We start from the raw sequence: 18,986 nt of genomic DNA, 5'->3' as shown, positions 1-18,986 counted from the left end.
CTATCCCACTTGAATGGGGTAATTCGCAGGAGCAGGACTTTCACCTGCAAGCTTCTGTACCTGCCAGTCGCACGCAGGAAAAAGGCCCCGAAAACGGGGCCTCAATCTCGTCGGTTTACGCGTAGCGCTCAAGCATTTCATGAATGGAGCGGGACAACTCCATTGCTTCGGAAAAGGGCCGCTGCCAGACATTTCGGCCAAAAATCAGGCCGGTTGCTCCAGCTTTCATGCAGGCTTCCGCCTTTTCCAATGCCGACGCGCCAGCACCTCGTTCCCCGCCGGCGAAAATCACCAAGGAATTACCGGCGGATTGAATGACCTGCTTTAACGCTTCCTCAGGAGTCCAGTCGCGCTGATAGGCCTTGGGCGCCATCTTCAGTTTCTCCGGGTCTACTTTGGGAACGTTGAGTTTAATCACGTCGGCGCCCAGCTCTTGAGCAACGCGCGCCGCATAGTCCACGGCATAGATGGTGTCCTTCCCGCCCTTAGCCTCGATGGCGGCACCGCGCGGATACGACCACACCACCACCGGCATGCCATAACGATCCGCCTCTTCGCGAATGCGCCGAAACTGTTGAAAGTCTTCATCCTGACGAGACGAACCGACATAGAGGGTGTAGCCCACGGCATCCGCCCCCAGTCGCACGGCGTCCTCGACCGAGGCAATCTGCGGAGAAAGAGGCGCCTCGTCGGAGGGGATTTCCGTTTTGCCGTTCAACTTAAGAATCAGGGGAATCTTCCCGGCGTACGCCGGATAATATTTTTCCGCCAACCCAATTTGACAGGCGATCGCCGAAAATCGGCCCTCCACCGCAATACGGAACTGAAAGTGAGGGTCCTGACTTTCCGGTGCATCAAAAAAATCTCGGGGACCATGTTCCAAACCCTGGTCGATGGGGAGAATCATTAACGTGCCATTGGCGGGTCCCGTTTCATACAGCAGGCGATACAGACGCGCCTTCTTTCCTGGCGCCAAATTCAACGAATCCAGGTGGGGCCGATTTGCCACTTGATCCCAGTCCTTTCGTGCTTGGTATCCCCGAGGCTTTCGCGTCCTCGTCGGGAAAATTGTACCATATACCTGAATCTCATTTCGTGACGCAAAGGAGAAGCCATGTCTAACCACACCATAGAGTACCGGCTCAGTGTGCCCAATCCCCGCTCCCATTACTTTCATGTGGAGGCCCGATTTTTAGAGCCCCCGTCCGGACTATTCGACGTGTCCTTGCCTGTCTGGACGCCCGGCTCCTATTTGGTGCGTGAATACGCCCGTCACGTCATTAATTTATCCGCCTCAGCCAATGGGGAGACAATGCCTATCGTTCAACGGGACAAGGCGACCTGGCAGATTGAGGTGCCCCACGGCGCCGATGCCGTGGCGTTCCGCTACGATGTCTACGCTTACGAGCTTACCGTACGAACCAGCTATCTGGATGCCGACTACGGGCTCGCGCACGGGACCACCCTGTTCCTGTATCACCCCGAGTGGAAAGACCGACCGGTGACGCTAACCTTGGATCTCCCGGACGACTGGTCGGTGGCCTCAGGACTGGACGGGGAGCGTGTGTTGAGTGCCCCAAACTACGACGCCTTGGTGGATTGCCCCATCCAAATGGGCCGTCGTTTGGTGCGCTACCCGTTTAGTGCCGGCGGCGTTCCCCATACCCTCTCGGTGGCCGGCCTCGGTGCGGATCAACTGCCGCGGCCCACCTTTCTTGAAGACCTTACCCGAATCATCGAAACCGCCCAGTCCATCTTTGGATCGCTGCCCTACTCGCATTACGAATTTTTAGTGACCGTCAACGAAGCTGGCGGTGGCGGCCTGGAACATCGCAATTCCGCCAACATCATGGTCCCTCCGTCGCGTTGGCGCAACCCCCGCGACTATCGCGCCCTGCTTAGCCTGTTTGCTCACGAATTCTTTCACCTCTGGAACGTTAAGCGGCTTCACCCTACCGTCCTAGGCCCGTTCGACTATCAGCACGAAGTCTACACCAGCCTCTTGTGGGCGCTGGAGGGGATTACCGACTACATGGCCCCCTGGCTTTTAGCCAAAAGTCAGACAATCCCGGCCACAGAGATTCTGGATCACTGGGCCAAGCAAATCGCGACCTTGGAATCCCAACCCGGACGGTGGCTGACCTCGCTCGCCGACGCCTCCCGTCAAGCCTGGATCCGCCAGTATCGTCCCGATGCCAACACGCCCAACATCACCATCTCCTATTACCTGAAAGGCGCGCTGGCTGGACTCTTTTTAGATTTGGAGATGCTCCAGGCAACCGATGGTGAGAAAACGCTGACCGACGTGTTTTCCGAGTTATGGCGCCGCTATGGCGAGGGTGGATATCCCGAAGACGCCTTTGAGGCGCTCTTGGTGGAGATGGGCGGGGCACCGCTTCAGCGCGCCTTGGCCCGCTATGTTCACGGCACGGAGCCCTTTGATGAATCTCTCTTCGACATCGTGGGATTGCGGCTCGAGCGCGGGTTTCAAGACGCCGAAGACCGGCGCCCCGTTTGGCTGGGGTTTTGGGTCACAGATCGGCAAGGAAAACTGCTGGTGCGCCAGGTTGAGCGCGGCGGTCCGGGAGAAGAAGCCGGCATTTCGCCTGACGACGAGATTCTGGCATTAAACGGCGAACGCATCCGCACCGCCGAGCAGTTTAATGAGCGCCTGACACAACTGGCGCCGGGCCAATCCGTTGACGTGCTCCTCGCCCATCAAGGCCGGGTGTTGTCCCGACCGCAAGCCGCGTTGCCGCCTCGGCCGGACCGCTACCAGTTAGTTCCCGTTGCCGATGCCAGCTTGGCCCAACGGGAGCGATTCGAACGATGGCTCGGCGTACCCCTGCCTCAAGACGCCTGACCGTGGTTGCCGCTTGAAAACTTGGCGATGTGGCCCAATGCCGCTTCCACAGCGGTCGCCACCTCGCCAAACCCGGCGGCGATGAGCTTGACCTTGCCATCATAGGTAGCCACATCACCCGCGGCAAACACGCCCTCGAGATTGGTGGCCATGTTGCTCGCTACCCGAATTTCGCTTCCGTCCATTGCTAAACCCCATCCATGAAACACATCGGTTCCCGGCAGCAATCCGATAGCGACGATGATGCCATCCACCTTAAGTGTTTCATGACGGCCATCTGGCGCCGCCAATTCCGCCGCCTCGACCCCCGCACGGCCATGAACCCGGTCTAGGGTCCGATTGGGGATGAGATGGACGCGCGGGTGATGTTGCAGTTTTTCTAAACTGTCGGCATGACACTGAAACGTGTCGCGGCGATGGATCATGGTCACCGCAGCCGCAATCTCCGCGGTCGCCAGCGCCCAGTCGGCGGCCGAGTCTCCCCCTCCGACCACCAGCACCCGCTTGCCGCGGAAGTCTTCCAGCCGATCAACAATGTAGGTGAGGCCGCGGCCCTCAAACTGGTCGATGGCGGGATTGTTGTAGCGTCGGGGAATGAACTTGCCAATGCCGCCAGTAATGATAACCGTGCGGGTTTTCACCGGTCCCTGGCTAGTGCGGATCTCCCATCCCCCCGAAATGGGCTCCAACCCCTGAGCTTCCACCCCGGTCCAACACTGGGCGGGATATTGAAAAGCCTGCTGTTTCAAACGCGCCACTAATTCACGACCGGTCACGACAGGAAATCCACCCACATCGTAAATGGGCTTGTCTGGGTACAAATACTCCAATTGGCCGCCCACCCGGTCCAATCGTTCAATCATGGTGGACTTCAAATGATGAAGGCCCGTACAGTACAGGCCAAACAACCCGATGGGACCAGCCCCAATCAATACCACATCGCGGAATTCCTCCACGGATGGCACGCTCCTCGTATGATTTCCGCTCTCAGTGTACGGGAGCCGGAAATCCGTGTCAAAAGCGGTATAATGATGGGAATTCGGAAATGAGGAGGACGATGAGGTGCTAGACATCGAGCTGCCGGCGCGCGACAAAGCCTGGGACATTCTTAACCGGTATACCAAAAACCCCAATCTCATTAAGCACGGATTGGCCGTTGAGGCGGTCATGCGGGCCATTGCGGTTCAACATGGGGAGGATCCCGACTTGTTTGGCCTGGTCGGGCTATTGCATGACTTTGACTATGAAGCCTATCCCGAGATAGGCGAGCACACCATCGAGGGCGGCCGCATCTTGGCTGCCGAAGGATTTCCGGATCGCATTATTACGGCCATTCGAAGCCATGTGACGGAAAACGGGCTGCCGCGGGACACGCTCTTGGAGAAAGCCATTTTCGCCAGCGACGAGTTGACCGGCTTCGTCGTTGCGGTCACCTTGGTTCGCCCGGAGAAAAGCCTCTCCGAGGTCACGCCTCGGTCAGTGATCAAGAAGTTGAAGGATAAGGGATTCGCCCGTGGAGTCAATCGGGCCGACGTGTATGCGGGCGTTGAGGGTCTGGGGGTGCCGTTGGAGGACTTCATCACCTTCATTGTGGACGCGTTGAAGCCTCACGCGGCCGCATTGGGACTGAACCCCTAACTGGGATTGAACCGCTGGGGCAATGGCCGCCGGCCCGCAAACCCTTCCTCGAGCCCGTGGTAATAGCCCACCTCGGGCTCGTCCTTTTGCCAGCAGAGATAGACCGGCTGCCCCTCCACCTCGGCGGGGAAGTCCACCAGTCCTGTTTCCACATCGGTCACCCGGCAGCCGCGCTGATTGATGCCGGTGAGAATGGTATTGGCCGATGCCACAATCCGGTCAAACTCACGCTTGGTTTCTTGGTAGTCCGAAAGCATGATGAGATTTCCGTCGGACCGATAGCCCACCTCACGGATATCCCGCATCTCTTCATACTTTTGCCGCGCTTCGTGCTGCAAGCGCTTCAGCTCCTCCAGATCCTTCCGCAAAACCGCGATCAGTTGGTTGGCCTCTTCAATGGTGAACTGTCTCTCCATGGCGCCTCCTTAAAATTCTGCCAGCACATCTGCCTGACCCGCCGCCAAATTAGCCGTGCGGGCTGCCTGAAAGAGAAAGTCCGACAAGCGGTTCAAAAATTTGAGATGAACGCCGTAGGTCGCGTCCTCACGAACGAAGGTCACGAGTCGGCGCTCTGCCCGCCGCGCAATCGTGCGGGCCATATGCAGCTGCGCCGCTTGGCGCGACCCCCCCGGCAAAATGAACGCCTTCAGGGGCGGTAGCGCTTGATCCAATTGATCAATCCACGCCTCTAGGCGGGCCACGTCATCATCCGTGATACGATTTACTCGGTCCTCGTTGATATTGGACAAGTCGGCCCCCAGAGCAAACAACCGATGCTGGATAGCCAGGAGCATCGTGTCGAGCCGACTGTCCACGCCCAACGCCCGTGCCAGGCCAATGGCCGAGTTCACCTCATCCACGGCGCCATAGGCTTCCACCCGCGACGCATCTTTTGGACTGCGCTTCTCTCCGGCCTTACCCCAGAGCGAGGTCTCGCCGCTGTCGCCCATTTTGGTGTAGATTTTCATCTAGCTGCCCCCTGACGCCTATTTTACCTTATGCGGATCGCTGACTGAAGAGCAGGATGACAGTTCCGAACGTCATCAAAGCGGAAGCCGACAGCTTCTTTATCCCACCTCCCTCCCGAAACCACACGGCTCCCACGGCGGCGGCCAGCACTCCGGCCCACGCGGACACCGCTTCTACGAGGGTCGCCGGCATCAACCGCAGCAGCTCAAAAACCGTCAAATAGGAGAAGCCATTGGCTCCCGCAGCTAAAGTGCCCCACCCCGGTCGAGAACGAATCAAGTCCCGCACATCCCCCCAACGGCCATAGGCGGTGACGGGCACCAACAGCCAGAGCACCACCGAGGAGAACAGGCTGGCCGCATAGGGAAGCGAGGCCACGCCATGGACGCCGGAGTCGAGAATACGCCCCAGCGCCAAGGCGGCATCGCTCAAAAGCATCCACCAGACCGCCCGCGACACCCCCTCTCCCCAAGGGACCAGCATCGCGGCACCCACGCCAAAGAGGACAATGCCGGCCAGCGCCAGCCCATCGAACACCGGCGCCACCAGAAACAAAATGACCGCCGTCGCATTGGCAAACGCGCTGACCAGACTCACCGGCCCTTCCGACAACGACGCGGTGTACAAAAAGAACGATACCGCATAGATCGCACCCGGCCAAAAGGCCTCCCCTTGCCATCGGAATTGGCCCAGAAATAGACAGGCCGCCCACAAAAACAAGGCGGCGCCACCGTATGCCACAGCAGTCACCGCCAATGCATTCTGGCCTCGGCCGAGCCCATGGAACGCCACACGCTCAGTCGAGAGTATCCCCAATCGCAACCCAATCAGAACCCAAAGCCCCATGTCCATCCCCTCGTCCCATGCTTATGGGACGAGAGACGGCGTCATTCCCCCTCAGGTGTGACTTTGGGTCCCACTTCAATCACGCGAGGGCTAGGCCGGTACGTATCAATACCCAGATTCTTTATTTCCGTCCCGGTGGGCGTCTTTTGTTCCAGCCAGTTTTTGACTTTTACGCCTTTTTGCCCGGGTGCCAGGATCTTGGTTTCCCCAGGCCTCAACCGGGGGTTGATTTTGGTCACGGTTTTAAACGGATACTCTGCCAGTATCTGATGCTTCACCACGATCTCTGGACCCGGGGTGGCACCCCAGATGGCGACCGTCATATGGCGATTCCCAGCCTGGGCCGTGATCAGAATGGGCGTGGAGCGGTTATTTTTGAACTTAAAGTTCAATGAGGTTCCCGCTACCGTAGCATCCTCGCCGGGCGGCAAATAGGGCACCGTCAGTCCGTGCTGATGGCGCTCCAAGACAGGCAGCCCCGTCCTCAACAAGGCCGAATACAAGGTGCTGGAGCCTTGGCAGACCCCGCCGCCAATCGAGGGGACAATGCGGTCGCCGGAAAACATGCGTCCCCATCCATACCCATTTTCCGCCGTATAAGGTCCCACTACGCGATAATAGGAAAAGACTTGGCCAGGCTGCACCACGGTGCCATTCAAGCGCTGCGCCACCAACTCGATGTTTTTCGCCTGGCTGGGAGTGGCGTGATTATAGTTGGTCGTCCGTGACGCCAATAGATAGGGAAGTTTGAGCGCTTTGGCCTCTGACTCGCCAGGGACCGCCGAGACGACAATCGGATTATCGACCGGCGTTTTTTCGGCCATAGCCCAGAGCGCCCCTCCATGCGGTGCCAGTACGCTGGGCGCAGGCGCGTTGGGAAGCATCATAAGCCATAAGCTCAAGAGCCACAATCGAATCAAGCGATCGCTCCTCTCCGACAGGATGTCAATCTGCAAAAACTGAGAAACTATCCCCGTTATGGTGCAGAAAGGAGGAGCGAATTATGCGCCGCCACGCCCTTAGCGCCGTGCTTTTGGCCATGCTGGGCGGATGCCTTGCCTTCTTGGGAGCAGGCCATCCGGTTTGCCCCGGGTTTGCCATTGATTTTGCCGATACCCACTGGAATTGGGCCCAGGCATCAGGACAACCGGCCCTCGTCGTTTCCCAGCAAAACACCACCCGCATTGCGGCGCGCGTCCCGTCGCAAGGCTGGTTTCAACCGGCCTATCAATGTGCCGAGTTCGTAGGGCGCTCGTTGGCTGCCGCCGGAATCCCGGTTCCGTTAGTTCCCGAGTCGAATCCCCGTTGGCCGGTTTTGGTCAACGTCGACCGCCTGAGCTATTATCTGTTGAGCCGCGGCTACGCCCACTGGATCCCCCTATCCCGGCTCCGACCTGGGGATCCGGTGCTGTTTCGCTATCCCAACCCCGGCCATGCGCCTTCCCCGACCGTCTGGTCCCATATGGCGATTGTGGTTCACTCTCATCCCGTCTTGCTCGACGCCCATAACGCGGCCCATTATCATATTCGCCTCAGAACACTCCGGGGCAATGCCTTCCATGTGAGAGCCTTGGCGATACGCCCCAAGGCTAAAGCGGTTTTTGACCCCCCATTCCGGCATGGTGAAGAGGTGGAGATCGCCTGGCGCGACCTTTGGACCACCCGCGGAGCCCACCTCTACTGGGGCCAGATTTTTCGCGTCGCCGCCACGGGTCCCCATGGCGTTCGCCTCTCCGGCGTCCCGGGATCGGTCCCCGGGCTGGCACTGGCCCCGACTGCGGCCACCCCGTCCCTTGTTGTTCACCACCACCTGGCCGTTGTCCTGGGTATGGGACCCGGTGGCCGAACCCTGATTGGGGGCCGCTTCTCCCCTATCCCTGGCTGGACCAGGACACCGCGGATTGAATCTCAACCCGGAATTCCGGAAAAGTGGCATCGGGTTGCCCCGACGACGGTAGCCATCAGCAAATCCGGACCACTGGAACCGATCCCAGGTTGGGCGGCCATCCCCAAAGCCTGGGCGCCTTCCTCCGCGTTGACCGTGGTAGATGCCGAAGTGACCGTCAATCACCGCCACTGGGCACAAGTCGAATGGCGCGGAGCGCGTCAAGGCCTCGGCTACCTGCCCTGGCGTTGGCTTAAACCGCTGCCTTCGGTAGCGCCTCAGCACCTTCGCCATCCTTTAAAGCTTCGAGCCCCGGACGGCACAATTGTCACCGTGGCGCCGTCCACGCGGCTTGTCAAGCAATATCGGGACTATTGGTACGGGGGAGCCCTGCTGGTCCCCCAATAGTACCTCACGAATAGTTGCCTGGGGCGGTAAGGTTTCGTAGACTCTTGGTACGTTGAAGGAGGATCCACGATATGCCGTCTGTTCGTATTGGCCTTATCGGCTTTGGGACTGTGGGACAAGCCATTGTCGCCCTCAACCGGCCATGGCGCGGGGTCACGTTTGAGATTGTGCGCGCGGTGGTTCGCGATCTCGATCGACCGCGCCCAGTCCATCTGCCGCTCACCACCAACCCGCAGGATGTGCTGGACGATCCGACCCTGGACATCATTGTGGAAGTGGCCGGTGGTCTGGATAAACCGAAGGAGTGGATTGCGCGGGCACTGGCCAACGGCAAGGCGGTGGTGACAGCCAACAAGGAAGTCATGGCCCGCCACGGCGCCGACCTTCTTCAGCAAAGTCAGGAGTGGGACACCTACTTAGGATTTGAGGCGAGCGTGGCAGGAGGGATTCCGGTGGTGGAATCCCTGGAACACCATTTAACCACGGCACCAATTCAGGCCATTGGGGGCGTCTTAAACGGGACCAGCAACTTCCTCCTCTCCTCACAGCAGCAGGGCGCCAATCTCGAGCGCGCCATTCGAGAGGCCCAAGCGCTCGGCTATGCCGAGGCGAATCCTGCAAGTGACTTGAGCGGTGCGGATGCCGCCCGCAAACTAACCATCTTATGCTGGTTGGCATTTGGTGTGTGGCTGGATGTTGAGGCGATTCCCCGAACGGCGATCCAGGACTACCCGCCGGCTATTTGGGCGCGCCTTCAAGAGGCGGGCTTCACCATCCGGCCGTGGGCGGACGCTACCCTCGACGCGCACGGCGCGGTCTCGGCCTTCGTGGCACCCATAGCGGTTAGCCGCGCGCATCCCGCCTTTAATCTGGTCGGTCCGCAAAATGGTGTGTGGGTGCGAAGCCATGCAGGAACGTTTTGGTTGCAAGGACCCGGGGCCGGTGGCCTCGCCACCGCCACCAGCATATGGTCCGACATCCGCCGGAGCCAAGTGGTTCGCCATCCTCTGGCGCCGGTGGACATTGGCCCGCGGGTGGGTAGGCCAACGCCCCCCACCCATCCTTATCTTGTGGTCGCGGTTGATCCCGACCGCGCGATTCCGGGTGAGCGCCTAGGCCCGGGGCTTTCACGAACCAACGAGCTCCCGGCGCCGCAGGACGGACTCTGGCTATTTCCGTTGTTGGCGTAGGCTTGACGTCCTGATACCGGCCCCAAAAACCAAGAGCGGAGCCTGAGGCTCCGCTCCGGCTGGGGAGGTTCAGCTGCGACTGAGTTCCTCTTCGGCCAGCTTAATCGCTTCGTGCACCAGCATACCGCATTGACGGGCCGGCACGCCGCCCCATCCTTCCTGGCGCGCAATATCAGCGACCCCAAGTCGCTCACCCAGCTTCATCTTCGTCTCTTCAGACATTATCTTAGCCAGTGAGACCACCCCCCGGGAAGAGTGTTCACGAATGGAAAGCCAAGCATACATGATGTGATAGGCGGTGCGGTACCGCTTCACACGAACGACAAAATGCGCCGTTTCAGGATAGGGAATGTGGTCGCTGTTCCGCTCATTTTCGGACAAGATCCCGCGGCTGAGCCAGCTGTCCACCGTCTCGGGGCCGCCGTTGTAGGCGGCCAAGGCCAAGGTTAGGTTGTTGTGAAAGCGATTCAATAGATACTTTACATACCAAGTGCCCAGCATGACATTGACGCGGGGATTGGCCAAATTAACAGCACCCTGATAATGCATTTGATGCGCAATCCAAACAGCCGACGAGGGCATCAACTGCATGAGACCGACCGCTCCTCGGCGGCTCACCACGGTCGGACGAAACCCGCTTTCGACCCGCACCACGGCTGCGATGAGATAGGGGCTTAAATGATTTTGACGCGCTGATTGAATAATTTCAGGACGATAGCGAAAAGGCGCCCACCATCCATAAAGGAGTGCCACGAGCCCGACAAGCACCACCCAGAAGGCCAGACGGCGCACCTTTAATCGCCGGTGGCGACGTTTTGCCATAAGTCCTTAACCACTCTCTCCAATTCTGCCAATCCGCCGCGGTTATCGATGACGCGGTCGGCATAGGCCAGCTTGTCTTTCAACGGCATTTGCGCCCGAATGCGCTGCCAGGCGTGGTCCTCCCCCACCCCATCGCGGGCTTGAATACGGGCCGCTTGGTCATCGGGATCGGCATAGACCACCCACACCTCATCCACCATGCGGTATAAGCCGCCCTCGATGAGAAGCGGGACATCCAGCACAGCAACTGGTGCCCCAGACTCGGCCGCCGCCTGTGCCTGGCGCCGCACCTCAGCGCGCACCGCCGGGTGGACAATGGCATTAAGCCGGGCGCGAAGCGCCGGCGTTCCAAACACCCAGTGCCCCAATTTCTTCCGATCGAGCTCTCCATTAGCGGCCAACACCGGCCAGCCAAACGCCTCGAAAATGGCGCGCCAGACCGGTTGCCCACGACGCTCCAAAGCGTGAGTAATCTGATCGGCATCAATGATCGAGGCGCCATAGGATGACAGCATTTGACTGACCGAACTTTTACCGCTGCCAATCCCCCCGGTGAGTCCGATGAGCCGCATTACGCTCCCCCTTTGTCGTATCTTATGGCCGAAGAGTCAAGCTATGCCAGTCCAGTGTCCCATTGAAAAATGCTTGTGGCGCTTGAATGGCTGGGTTGACCAGCCACAGCGACCTCAACGGCGCCAAAGGCATGACCGCACCATTCTTGAACCAGTTGACCTGACCAATGTAGGCGCCAATTTTATTGCCTTTCGCCAGGGCCTGCAAGGAGGTTCCCGACACCGCGCGCACAATCACTTTGCCGGGACGGAGTTTGGCCAAGCGGTCCGCCAACAAAACCGCTTCTGGCTGTCCGGCGTTTACGTACAATACCAGTTTCCGACCATGTCGCACGCCCGAGGGCCAATTGCCATGCAAACTCGGGATACGGTCGCGAAAGGTGGACTTCACCCACGCGGCCGGACTCACGGCCGGATAGGTGGAAATGTTGGCCGCATGGGGCCGGTACACTAGCTCCAAATTCCCCGGCACGGCCAGTGCCCGTACATCTTTCAGCAACTTTTGGGGGATTTTGGACAGCTGACCGGGATCGACTGGGACCAGGTCGACCACTTGATTTTCAAAGGCTAAAAGCGCCTCCTGGAACGAGGAATACTCGGTCAACTGAACGTGGGCCGGGCCGTGACCCGAAAAACGACGAAAACTCAATGACCCGTTCGGTACCCAATTGGTCAAACGATACCCGCCGCTGCCAAAGAGATTGGACAACTGCCAATAGGCGCCGCCCCGCTTTTCATCCGTCACCGGCACAATTGCTAGAGCAGGGTTGGCCAACGCTTTCAAAAAGGCGGATGTAACCGGTTTCGTGAACGTAATGCTCACGGTATCGGGGTTCACCACTGCGACGCCAGACAAGTAGGGCAGTTTGTTATGCTCCACCTGGGCGGCACCCTGAACGTGGGCCAAGAGCGCTTTCGCCTGGCTCGAGCCAACCTCGGGCCACAATGGGCGCGACAACGCGCCCGCCACCACCGATGCCGACAGGGTCTGACCATTGGGCAGACGCTTTGGGCGAATGGTCAGCGTCAGCGTTTTATTGGACATGCTGGCGTGCGACACCAGATTGGGCATCACCTGCCCGGAAGAGGTCACCTGGTATAAGGTATCAAAGACATTCATCGTGACGGCCCATTCGCTGGGATTGTCGGCTAAGGCCGGATCAAGCGTTGCGGGATTTTGAAAAATCGCCTCGCTGACGCGATTATTGGGCACCGCCACCTGCGGCTGTTTGGGCTTCGAAATGAGCAACGCCGGAACTAACGCCAGTACCAGCAACAGCCATGGCCACCAACGCCGCATTTACACACGCTTCCCCGGAAGTTTCTCCATCTGCTGAGGACTGAGGTCCTTCTCCGACACCACGTCAAGTTTATAATGGCCCTCCATGGGGACGAGCTCCATTTCCCCGCGAACTCCCCACTTATCCCATAAGAGGTCCATCACTTCGCGCGCCGCTTGCTCCGAATCCAACATGAGACTAAATTTCTGCATGGTGTGCTCCTTCACTGGATGTTTCTGTTAATCGCTGACAATGGGGACAATAGTGGCTGGAACGCCCTCCCACGACCTGCCGTTGAATGGGGGTGCCGCATCGCCTGCAAGCTTTCCCTTCCCGCCCATATACCTTTAAGTATCCTTGATTTTCCCCCGGATGACCTAGGGCGTCCACGTAGTCGGAAAAGGATGTGCCACGATGCTCAATGGAACGCCGAAGCACCGCTCGGATCCCTCGAACTAGACGTTTCAACTCGTCCACATCTAGCGAGCCTGCGGGGCGCTGGGGATGAATTCCCGCATAGAAAAGCGCCTCGTCGGCGTAAATGTTTCCGAGTCCCGCCACTAAATTCTGATTCAAAAGCGCGCTTTTAATCGCCACTTTCCGGCCTTTGAGAATCTCTCCTAAGGTCTTCGACGAAAAGGCGGACGACAAGGGTTCCATCCCCAAGTGCGGTCCCCACAATCCGCCCGACTCCACCCAAGCAATGCGTCCAAATCGGCGCGGATCGGAAAGCCGGAGCTCCCCCCCGCTATAGCGCACAACCAGGTGCGTATGGGGACGATAGGGGGCATCGAGGCTTTCGGTGACCAGCCGTCCGCTCATGCCGAGATGAATCATCAAGGCATCCGGGGAAGACGCCAGGCCCAGCAACAGAAACTTTCCTCGGCGGCGAACGGACCCAAACGTTTGACCGACCAGCGCCGCCCGAATCTCTGCTCCGTTCTTCAGGGATCGCTTGACCATCCGGTCATCGAGGTGAGGAACACTCATAATGGCTTTCCCAGCCAAGACACTGTCCAAGTAGCTGCGAATGGTCTCGACTTCCGGTAGTTCAGGCATGAGTCCCATCCTCTGGCCAGGGGTTCATGGCATCCCAATTATCGCCGGATTTAACTTCCACCACTAACGGCACCTTGAGGGACATGGCGCCCGCCATGTCGCGCACGGCCAAGGATCGGAGCTGCTCCAGCTCGTCCCGTTCCGCATCCCAAATGAGTTCGTCATGCACCTGCAATATCATGTCGCTCTTGAGCCCCTCATCGGTCAGATGCGCATCAATGGCCAACATCGCCTTTTTGATGAGGTCGGCCGCACTGCCTTGAATGGCCGTGTTCATGGCCATTCGTTCGGCATACTGACGCCGCGCCCGATTTTTGGAGCGAATTTCGGGCAATAGCCGCCGCCGACCCATAATGGTAGTAACAAACCCGTCACGCCGTGCCCCCTCAATCACGCCCTCGAAGTACTCTTTGAGACGGGGGTAGCGGCGATAATAGCGATCAATGTAGTCTTTCGCCTCGCTGCGGCTCACTCCGGTGTCGCGCGACAGGCCAAAGTCCGAAATGCCGTAAATAATCCCAAAGTTGACCGCCTTGGCACGGCTTCGCCAGGTACTGTCCACCTCGTCAAGGGGAATGTTGAAAATCTCGGAAGCCGTGCGGCGATGGATGTCCTCTCCGTCCTGAAAGGCCTGAATGAGATTTTCATCCCCGGCCAAGTGGGCCAACATGCGAAGCTCAATCTGGGAATAGTCGGCCGCCAACAGTGTTCGGCCCGGGCTGGCCACAAAGACACTCCGCACCCGGCGCCCGAGCGGCAGGCGCACAGGGATGTTCTGCAGATTGGGGTCGCTGGACGACAGCCGGCCCGTGGCCGTCACGGTCTGGTGAAAGGTGGTGTGAATCCGGCCATCGCTCTGAATGAGAGGCAACAGTCCTTCGACGTAGGTGCTTTCAATTTTGACCAATTGCCGATAGGTTAGAACCTTGTCGACCACCGGGTGAAGCGGGGAGAGCGTTTCCAGCGTTTCGGCGTCGGTGGAAAAACCCGTTTTCGTCCGCTTCACGGCAGGCAGTCCCAACTTGTCGAACAGTACCTCCCCCAACTGGCGCTGCGAGTTGATGTTGAATTCCAGTCCCGCCAAGTGATAGATTTCCTGTTCGGTCGCAACAATGGACTCTTTAAGCTCCTCCCCCAAACTCGCCAACCGATCCCGATCCACTTGCACGCCAACCGCTTCCATACGAGCCAGCACACGGGCGAGGGGCATCTCCAACTGGCGGTAGACATCCCCCAACCCATGGATCTGGAGCGATTCCCCCAACCGTTCAGCAAGCAGCGAGACCGCCGCCGCGCTCTGCCCGCTATTGGCCTCGGGAGTCTGAATTCCCGCCTCCTTGAGGAGACCTGCGATCCCGTAATCGCGGCGCTCGGTATCCAGCAAGTAGGCCTGGAGCTTCACGTCCTCGCGAAATTCGGGCAACGGCCGGCCCTTTTCGAAACGATCGCGAAATACCGCCTTAATCCCCCATCCCGCAAGCTTTACGGGCGGCAAGGGGTAGTCGTCCGGTGTCAATCGGGCCGCCTGATGCGTGTGGGGATTATAAATCCATAGATTGGCTCCCTCTACTAAGCAACCGTAGAGGGTGTCGGAGTCCAGCGGAAACTGCGCGGCGTCGAGAACCTCCACCGGCGGGAGCGGTGCCCCGTCATCGATTGAGGCCTGAGCCGCTTTCCCGGCATCATCCGATATTTTAAGGCGCTTTTTCACCTGATGCAGCTCGAGCTCGTCCAGCATCGCCGCCACGCCCGCATCCACATGCCATAGGAAGGGCTCGGACACATCAGGCCATTCAAGGGGGACCTTAGTGACGATGGTGGCTAAATCGCGAAAACGGCGCGCCTCTTCTTCATGCCCCTGCAGGGCCTTTAACCACCGGGCATTGGACACTTCATGGAGATGTTCGAGGAGATTGTCCACCGATTGATAGGCGTCGATGAGCGCCAACGCCGACTTTTGGCCGATGCCTGCCACCCCTGGGATGTTGTCCGAGCCATCCCCCATCAATCCTTTTAAGTCCGGAACTTGTTCGGGCCACACGCCCATTTTCTCTTTGACTTTGTCCCGGGTCATGCGGTCCAAATCGGAAATGCCGGTTCGGCTGGTCAAAAGAACGGTCACTTGATCATCCACCAATTGCAACAGATCGCGGTCGCCGGTCACAATCAAGGAATGATATCCCCGTTCCCGGCCCATATAGGCCAGCGTCCCCAACGTGTCATCGGCCTCAAATCCGCCCACCGCCAGCACCGGAACCCCCAGCCGCTCCAAAAGCTCCCGCAAAAGCGGCAGCTGCTGCCGAAAGTCGTCCGGCGTCTCATCACGCTGCGCCTTATATTCAGCAAACTGTTCATGGCGAAAAGTGGCGACAGCAGCGTCGAACACCACAATCAGGCGCTCGGGTTTTTCGGCTTCCGTCACCCGAAACAACATCGAAAGAAATCCATGCATAGCCCCCGTCGGCACCCCGTTCTTGGTCTGCAAGGGAGGCAGGGCATGATAGGCACGAAACAGGAGGCTATGTCCATCGATCAGTAATTGGGTGGGCATGCCGAGTGCGGCTCCTTCACGTCTTTTTTAGGCGGGTGATTGACCCCACCGGCGGCGTATAGTCTAATCTATGTTATCAAATGGCGGTCGCCAGAGACAAGCTTCGACCCCTTCATGGAGGATTTTATGGCGTTGTGGTATCTGATTCACGGGGCAGCCTCGAGCCGCCTCATCTGGACTCGGCAAATGCCCATTCTTCGAGGCGCCAAGCGCGCCGAATTGCCCATTTTGGACGATGTGCCGGAGGTCCGGCTGATCAACGCCTGGGCGGACTGGTGCTTGGAGCAGCTCACCCAGCCAGCTGTCATCATGGGACATTCAATGGGAGGAGCCATCGCCCAGACCATGGCGTTGAAAGCTCCCGAATTGGTGGAAGGGCTGGTTCTGGTAGGTACCGGCCCCCACCTGCCGGTCAATCCGGCACTGATTCAGTCGCTACTAGACACGCCTCGTGAAGCCCTCGAGCGGATTACGCGGTGGTCGCTGGCCAAAAATCCGGATCCCGACCTGCTCCAGAAAAGTTTGGAGCAGGCCCGCAGTGTTGATACCCACGAAGCGTGGCGCCAATTCGTCGCCTGCACCGCCTTTGATGTGCGCTCGGATCTCCGCCGCATCACCTGTCCTAAAGCGATTATCGCCGGCGCGGAGGACCGCATGACCCCGGAGTCCCTGACCCGCAGCTTTTTAGATGCCTGGCCGGATGCCCCCTATCATCAAATTTCCGGCGCTGGACACAGTATGATGCTGGAACAACCGGAAATCTTTAACGACATCCTGCTCGATTTAATGGAAAAGTTTAATTGGTAGATCCGCGCTCCAAACGGACAGTCAGGATTAAAGCCTGCGTTCGAGCCCGTGGCACCTGGGCTTGACTTGTCCACCGATGCATCAGCGCTGTCAACTCGTTGACCAATTGCCCGGTCTCCGCAACTGTCAAAGACAACCCCAATACCTGATCGAACAGCGCGGGCACCTCTCGCGCCGGGCTTCCCTTTTGGCCCGCGCCGGATTCAGGAATCTGATAGAGCTTGTCTCCCTTGGGGGACTCCATCATGGTAAGATCGCCGTTTGCCACCAAACGCTGCAAATGGTAGTGGGTGTTCCCCACGGTTGCGCCAACCGCGAGAGCGACCTGTTTTGCCGTCAACGGACCGTCTTCGATGGCCTTCATAATGTGCTGGCGCAATCCGCCCCGCGCTGGCGTGCTGTCCATATACAAACCTCCCACGAATGAAAAAAGCGGCCCTCATGGGCCGCTAATCTTTTGGTGCCGAAGGCCGGACTTGAACCGGCACGAGGGATCACCTCACGCGATTTTGAGTCGCGCGCGTCTGCCTATTCCGCCACTTCGGCGCCGACTCGACTATTATAGCCGATGTCGAGAAACATTTCAAGAACCTTAGCTGTTGAAATACAGCTCGAATTCCATGGGATGAGGCCGAAGGTTGACCACATCCACCTCGGTCTTCTGCTTGTAGTCAATCCAGGTTTGCACCAAATCCTCGCTAAATACGGCGCCTTCTGTCAACCAATCATGATCCTCCCGCAAATTGTTGAGCGCCTCGCCAAGCGAGCCGGGAACACTGCCAATGTTGGCCAATTCCTCAGCGCTTAAGGCGTAGATGTTGCGATCCATGGGACCAAAACCAAGTTTGACCGGATCCAGCTTCTTTTTAATCCCGTCTAATCCGGCCATGAGAATGGCTGCGAAAGCCAGATACGGATTGGAAGTGGCGTCCGGCGTCCGGAACTCGATGCGGCTGGCCTTGGGCTCCGTGGTGCGCGGAATGCGAATAGCCGCGGACCGATTGCCGTGGGAGAACACGATGTTGACGGGCGCTTCATATCCCGGGACCAATCGCCGATATGAGTTGGTGGACGGGTTGGTTAATGCCAGCAGTGCGGGAGCGTGGGACAGCACGCCGGCGATGTAGTGCATGGCCAAAGGCGACAGGCGCGCGTAGCCGGTTTCATCATAAAAAAGCGGACGGCCATCTTTCCAGAGCGACTGGTGGACGTGCATGCCGTTGCCATTGTCCCCGAAAATCGGTTTGGGCATAAAGGTAATGGCTTTGCCGTGCTGATTGGCCACATTGCGCAAAACATACTTGTATTCCATCACGGTGTCCGCTTGACGCAACAAGGTGTTGAAGCGCAGGTCAATCTCTCCTTGACCGCCCGAGGCCACCTCATGGTGATGCATCTCAACCCGAATGCCAAACTGTTGCAACGCCTTAACCATGGCCGTCCGCAAGTGATGCGTCTGGTCTATGGGGCTGGGGGGAAAGTAGCCTTCCTTGGGACGGATGGTAAGCCCCAGGCCGCCTTCGCGGCCCGAGTTCCAGTGCCCCTCGGCAGAATCAACTTCATAAAAGGCATGGTGGCCCTGATTCAAAAACCGCACGGTGTCAAAGATGAAGAACTCCAATTCCGGACCCCAAAACGAGGTGTCGGCGATGCCGCTCGCCTTGAGATACGCCTCGGCATTGCGGGCCACCCGCCGGGGGTCACGCTGGTAGGGGACACCATCGGGATCAGTGACGTCACAGATGATGCTGAGGGTCGGTACATTATGAAACGGATCCACCACCGCTGTGCCTGGATCCGGAACCATAATCATGTCGCTTTCTTCAATGCCGCGAAATCCGCGAATACTCGATCCATCAAACGGAATGCCGCGAGTCAGCGTTTCCTCGTCGACTTCACTGACCGGCAAGGTCACATGCTGCCAGGTGCCGGGCAAGTCCACAATATGAAAATCCACCATCTCAATATTCTTCTCACGAATGAGCCGGATGACGTCCTCTACCTTCACAGAACTTCCCCCTTGTTTGTCCCGAGCTTTGTAAGGTTTATCTCCGATATCTTACAAACACCCTTTGATTATATGTAAAAATAAAAAA

General features: G+C 58.5%; 19 protein-coding genes and 1 tRNA gene. 5 read left to right on the top strand and 15 right to left on the bottom strand.

Going from position 1 to position 18,986, the window contains the following annotated elements:
* Positions 1-115 precede the first annotated feature (115 nt).
* Entirely contained in the window at positions 116-1,009 is an 894-nt protein-coding gene (locus HIJ39_RS10895) for a fructose-bisphosphate aldolase (protein ID WP_169099568.1), read from the bottom strand.
* Between the two features lie 105 nt (positions 1,010-1,114).
* Between HIJ39_RS10895 and HIJ39_RS10890 the strand changes: the two genes are divergently transcribed.
* Positions 1,115-2,863 carry a M61 family metallopeptidase gene (locus tag HIJ39_RS10890; RefSeq protein WP_207711623.1) on the top strand — a complete coding sequence of 583 codons (1,749 nt, stop codon included), beginning with the start codon at positions 1,115-1,117 and terminating at the stop codon, positions 2,861-2,863.
* Here the strand turns inward: HIJ39_RS10890 and HIJ39_RS10885 are convergent.
* Positions 2,851-3,819 (bottom strand): FAD-dependent oxidoreductase, encoded by a 969-nt coding sequence (locus HIJ39_RS10885; RefSeq protein ID WP_169099566.1) that lies wholly within the window; start codon positions 3,817-3,819, stop codon positions 2,851-2,853. The genes HIJ39_RS10890 and HIJ39_RS10885 overlap by 13 nt on opposite strands.
* 106 nt (positions 3,820-3,925) lie before the next feature.
* On the opposite strand from HIJ39_RS10885, the gene HIJ39_RS10880 reads away from it, so the two are divergent.
* Positions 3,926-4,501, top strand: coding sequence for an HDIG domain-containing metalloprotein (locus HIJ39_RS10880; RefSeq protein ID WP_338055147.1), 576 nt, complete (start codon positions 3,926-3,928; stop codon positions 4,499-4,501).
* Here the strand turns inward: HIJ39_RS10880 and HIJ39_RS10875 are convergent.
* Genes HIJ39_RS10875 through HIJ39_RS10860 form a run of 4 tightly spaced genes read right to left on the bottom strand, consistent with a single transcriptional unit; the run spans position 4,498 to position 7,236 of the window.
* Positions 4,498-4,917 carry a DUF2203 domain-containing protein gene (locus HIJ39_RS10875; protein WP_169099564.1) on the bottom strand — a complete coding sequence of 140 codons (420 nt, stop codon included), beginning with the start codon at positions 4,915-4,917 and terminating at the stop codon, positions 4,498-4,500. The genes HIJ39_RS10880 and HIJ39_RS10875 overlap by 4 nt on opposite strands.
* A 9-nt stretch (positions 4,918-4,926) precedes the next feature.
* Positions 4,927-5,469, bottom strand: coding sequence for a cob(I)yrinic acid a,c-diamide adenosyltransferase (locus HIJ39_RS10870; protein ID WP_169099562.1), 543 nt, complete (start codon positions 5,467-5,469; stop codon positions 4,927-4,929).
* Between the two features lie 28 nt (positions 5,470-5,497).
* Positions 5,498-6,316: a hypothetical protein gene (locus HIJ39_RS10865; RefSeq protein ID WP_169099560.1), complete on the bottom strand. Its 819-nt coding sequence runs from the start codon at positions 6,314-6,316 to the stop codon at positions 5,498-5,500.
* Positions 6,317-6,357: 41 nt separating this feature from the next.
* Positions 6,358-7,236 (bottom strand): VanW family protein, encoded by an 879-nt coding sequence (locus HIJ39_RS10860; protein ID WP_243239549.1) that lies wholly within the window; start codon positions 7,234-7,236, stop codon positions 6,358-6,360.
* A gap of 83 nt (positions 7,237-7,319) precedes the next feature.
* On the opposite strand from HIJ39_RS10860, the gene HIJ39_RS10855 reads away from it, so the two are divergent.
* Together HIJ39_RS10855 and HIJ39_RS10850 are read left to right on the top strand one after the other, a co-directional pair.
* Positions 7,320-8,609 carry a hypothetical protein gene (locus tag HIJ39_RS10855; RefSeq protein WP_169099558.1) on the top strand — a complete coding sequence of 430 codons (1,290 nt, stop codon included), beginning with the start codon at positions 7,320-7,322 and terminating at the stop codon, positions 8,607-8,609.
* A gap of 71 nt (positions 8,610-8,680) precedes the next feature.
* Positions 8,681-9,799 carry a homoserine dehydrogenase gene (locus tag HIJ39_RS10850; RefSeq protein ID WP_169099556.1) on the top strand — a complete coding sequence of 373 codons (1,119 nt, stop codon included), beginning with the start codon at positions 8,681-8,683 and terminating at the stop codon, positions 9,797-9,799.
* Positions 9,800-9,868: 69 nt separating this feature from the next.
* Here the strand turns inward: HIJ39_RS10850 and HIJ39_RS10840 are convergent, their stop codons facing one another.
* From HIJ39_RS10840 to polA, 6 genes are read right to left on the bottom strand one after another with little or no spacing between them, the layout of a single operon-like run.
* Entirely contained in the window at positions 9,869-10,621 is a 753-nt protein-coding gene (locus HIJ39_RS10840; RefSeq protein WP_207711621.1) for a lytic transglycosylase domain-containing protein, read from the bottom strand.
* Positions 10,594-11,193: a dephospho-CoA kinase gene (gene coaE, locus HIJ39_RS10835; protein ID WP_169099554.1), complete on the bottom strand. Its 600-nt coding sequence runs from the start codon at positions 11,191-11,193 to the stop codon at positions 10,594-10,596. Before coaE ends, HIJ39_RS10840 begins: the two co-directional genes overlap by 28 nt.
* A 22-nt stretch (positions 11,194-11,215) precedes the next feature.
* Complete coding sequence (locus HIJ39_RS10830) at positions 11,216-12,493, bottom strand: ABC transporter substrate-binding protein (RefSeq protein WP_169099552.1); 1,278 nt, start codon at positions 12,491-12,493, stop codon at positions 11,216-11,218.
* Complete coding sequence (locus HIJ39_RS10825; protein WP_169099550.1) at positions 12,494-12,685, bottom strand: hypothetical protein; 192 nt, start codon at positions 12,683-12,685, stop codon at positions 12,494-12,496.
* The gene (mutM, locus tag HIJ39_RS10820; RefSeq protein WP_169099548.1) at positions 12,672-13,532 is read right to left on the bottom strand and encodes a bifunctional DNA-formamidopyrimidine glycosylase/DNA-(apurinic or apyrimidinic site) lyase; all 861 of its coding nucleotides are present in this window, start codon (positions 13,530-13,532) and stop codon (positions 12,672-12,674) included. The genes HIJ39_RS10825 and mutM overlap by 14 nt, the downstream gene beginning before the upstream one ends.
* Positions 13,525-16,083: a DNA polymerase I gene (polA, locus tag HIJ39_RS10815; RefSeq protein WP_169099546.1), complete on the bottom strand. Its 2,559-nt coding sequence runs from the start codon at positions 16,081-16,083 to the stop codon at positions 13,525-13,527. The genes mutM and polA overlap by 8 nt, the downstream gene beginning before the upstream one ends.
* 126 nt (positions 16,084-16,209) lie before the next feature.
* Here polA and HIJ39_RS10810 point away from each other — a divergent pair, with 126 nt between their 5' ends.
* Positions 16,210-16,890, top strand: coding sequence for an alpha/beta fold hydrolase (locus HIJ39_RS10810; protein ID WP_169099544.1), 681 nt, complete (start codon positions 16,210-16,212; stop codon positions 16,888-16,890).
* Here HIJ39_RS10810 and HIJ39_RS10805 read toward each other — a convergent pair.
* From HIJ39_RS10805 to glnA, 3 genes are all read right to left on the bottom strand, one after another.
* The gene (locus HIJ39_RS10805) at positions 16,880-17,296 is read right to left on the bottom strand and encodes a winged helix-turn-helix domain-containing protein (protein WP_169099542.1); all 417 of its coding nucleotides are present in this window, start codon (positions 17,294-17,296) and stop codon (positions 16,880-16,882) included. The genes HIJ39_RS10810 and HIJ39_RS10805 overlap by 11 nt on opposite strands.
* 52 nt (positions 17,297-17,348) lie before the next feature.
* Positions 17,349-17,436 (bottom strand) — tRNA-Leu (locus HIJ39_RS10800).
* A gap of 46 nt (positions 17,437-17,482) precedes the next feature.
* Positions 17,483-18,898 carry a type I glutamate--ammonia ligase gene (gene glnA, locus HIJ39_RS10795; RefSeq protein WP_169099540.1) on the bottom strand — a complete coding sequence of 472 codons (1,416 nt, stop codon included), beginning with the start codon at positions 18,896-18,898 and terminating at the stop codon, positions 17,483-17,485.
* Between the last annotated feature and the right edge of the window lie 88 nt (positions 18,899-18,986).

Source organism: Sulfobacillus harzensis (assembly GCF_012933365.1).
Taxonomy (GTDB): domain Bacteria; phylum Bacillota; class Sulfobacillia; order Sulfobacillales; family Sulfobacillaceae; genus Sulfobacillus_B; species Sulfobacillus_B harzensis.
The sequence above is the reverse complement of the archived record's forward strand: the minus strand, read 5'-3'. Positions and strand labels throughout refer to the sequence as shown.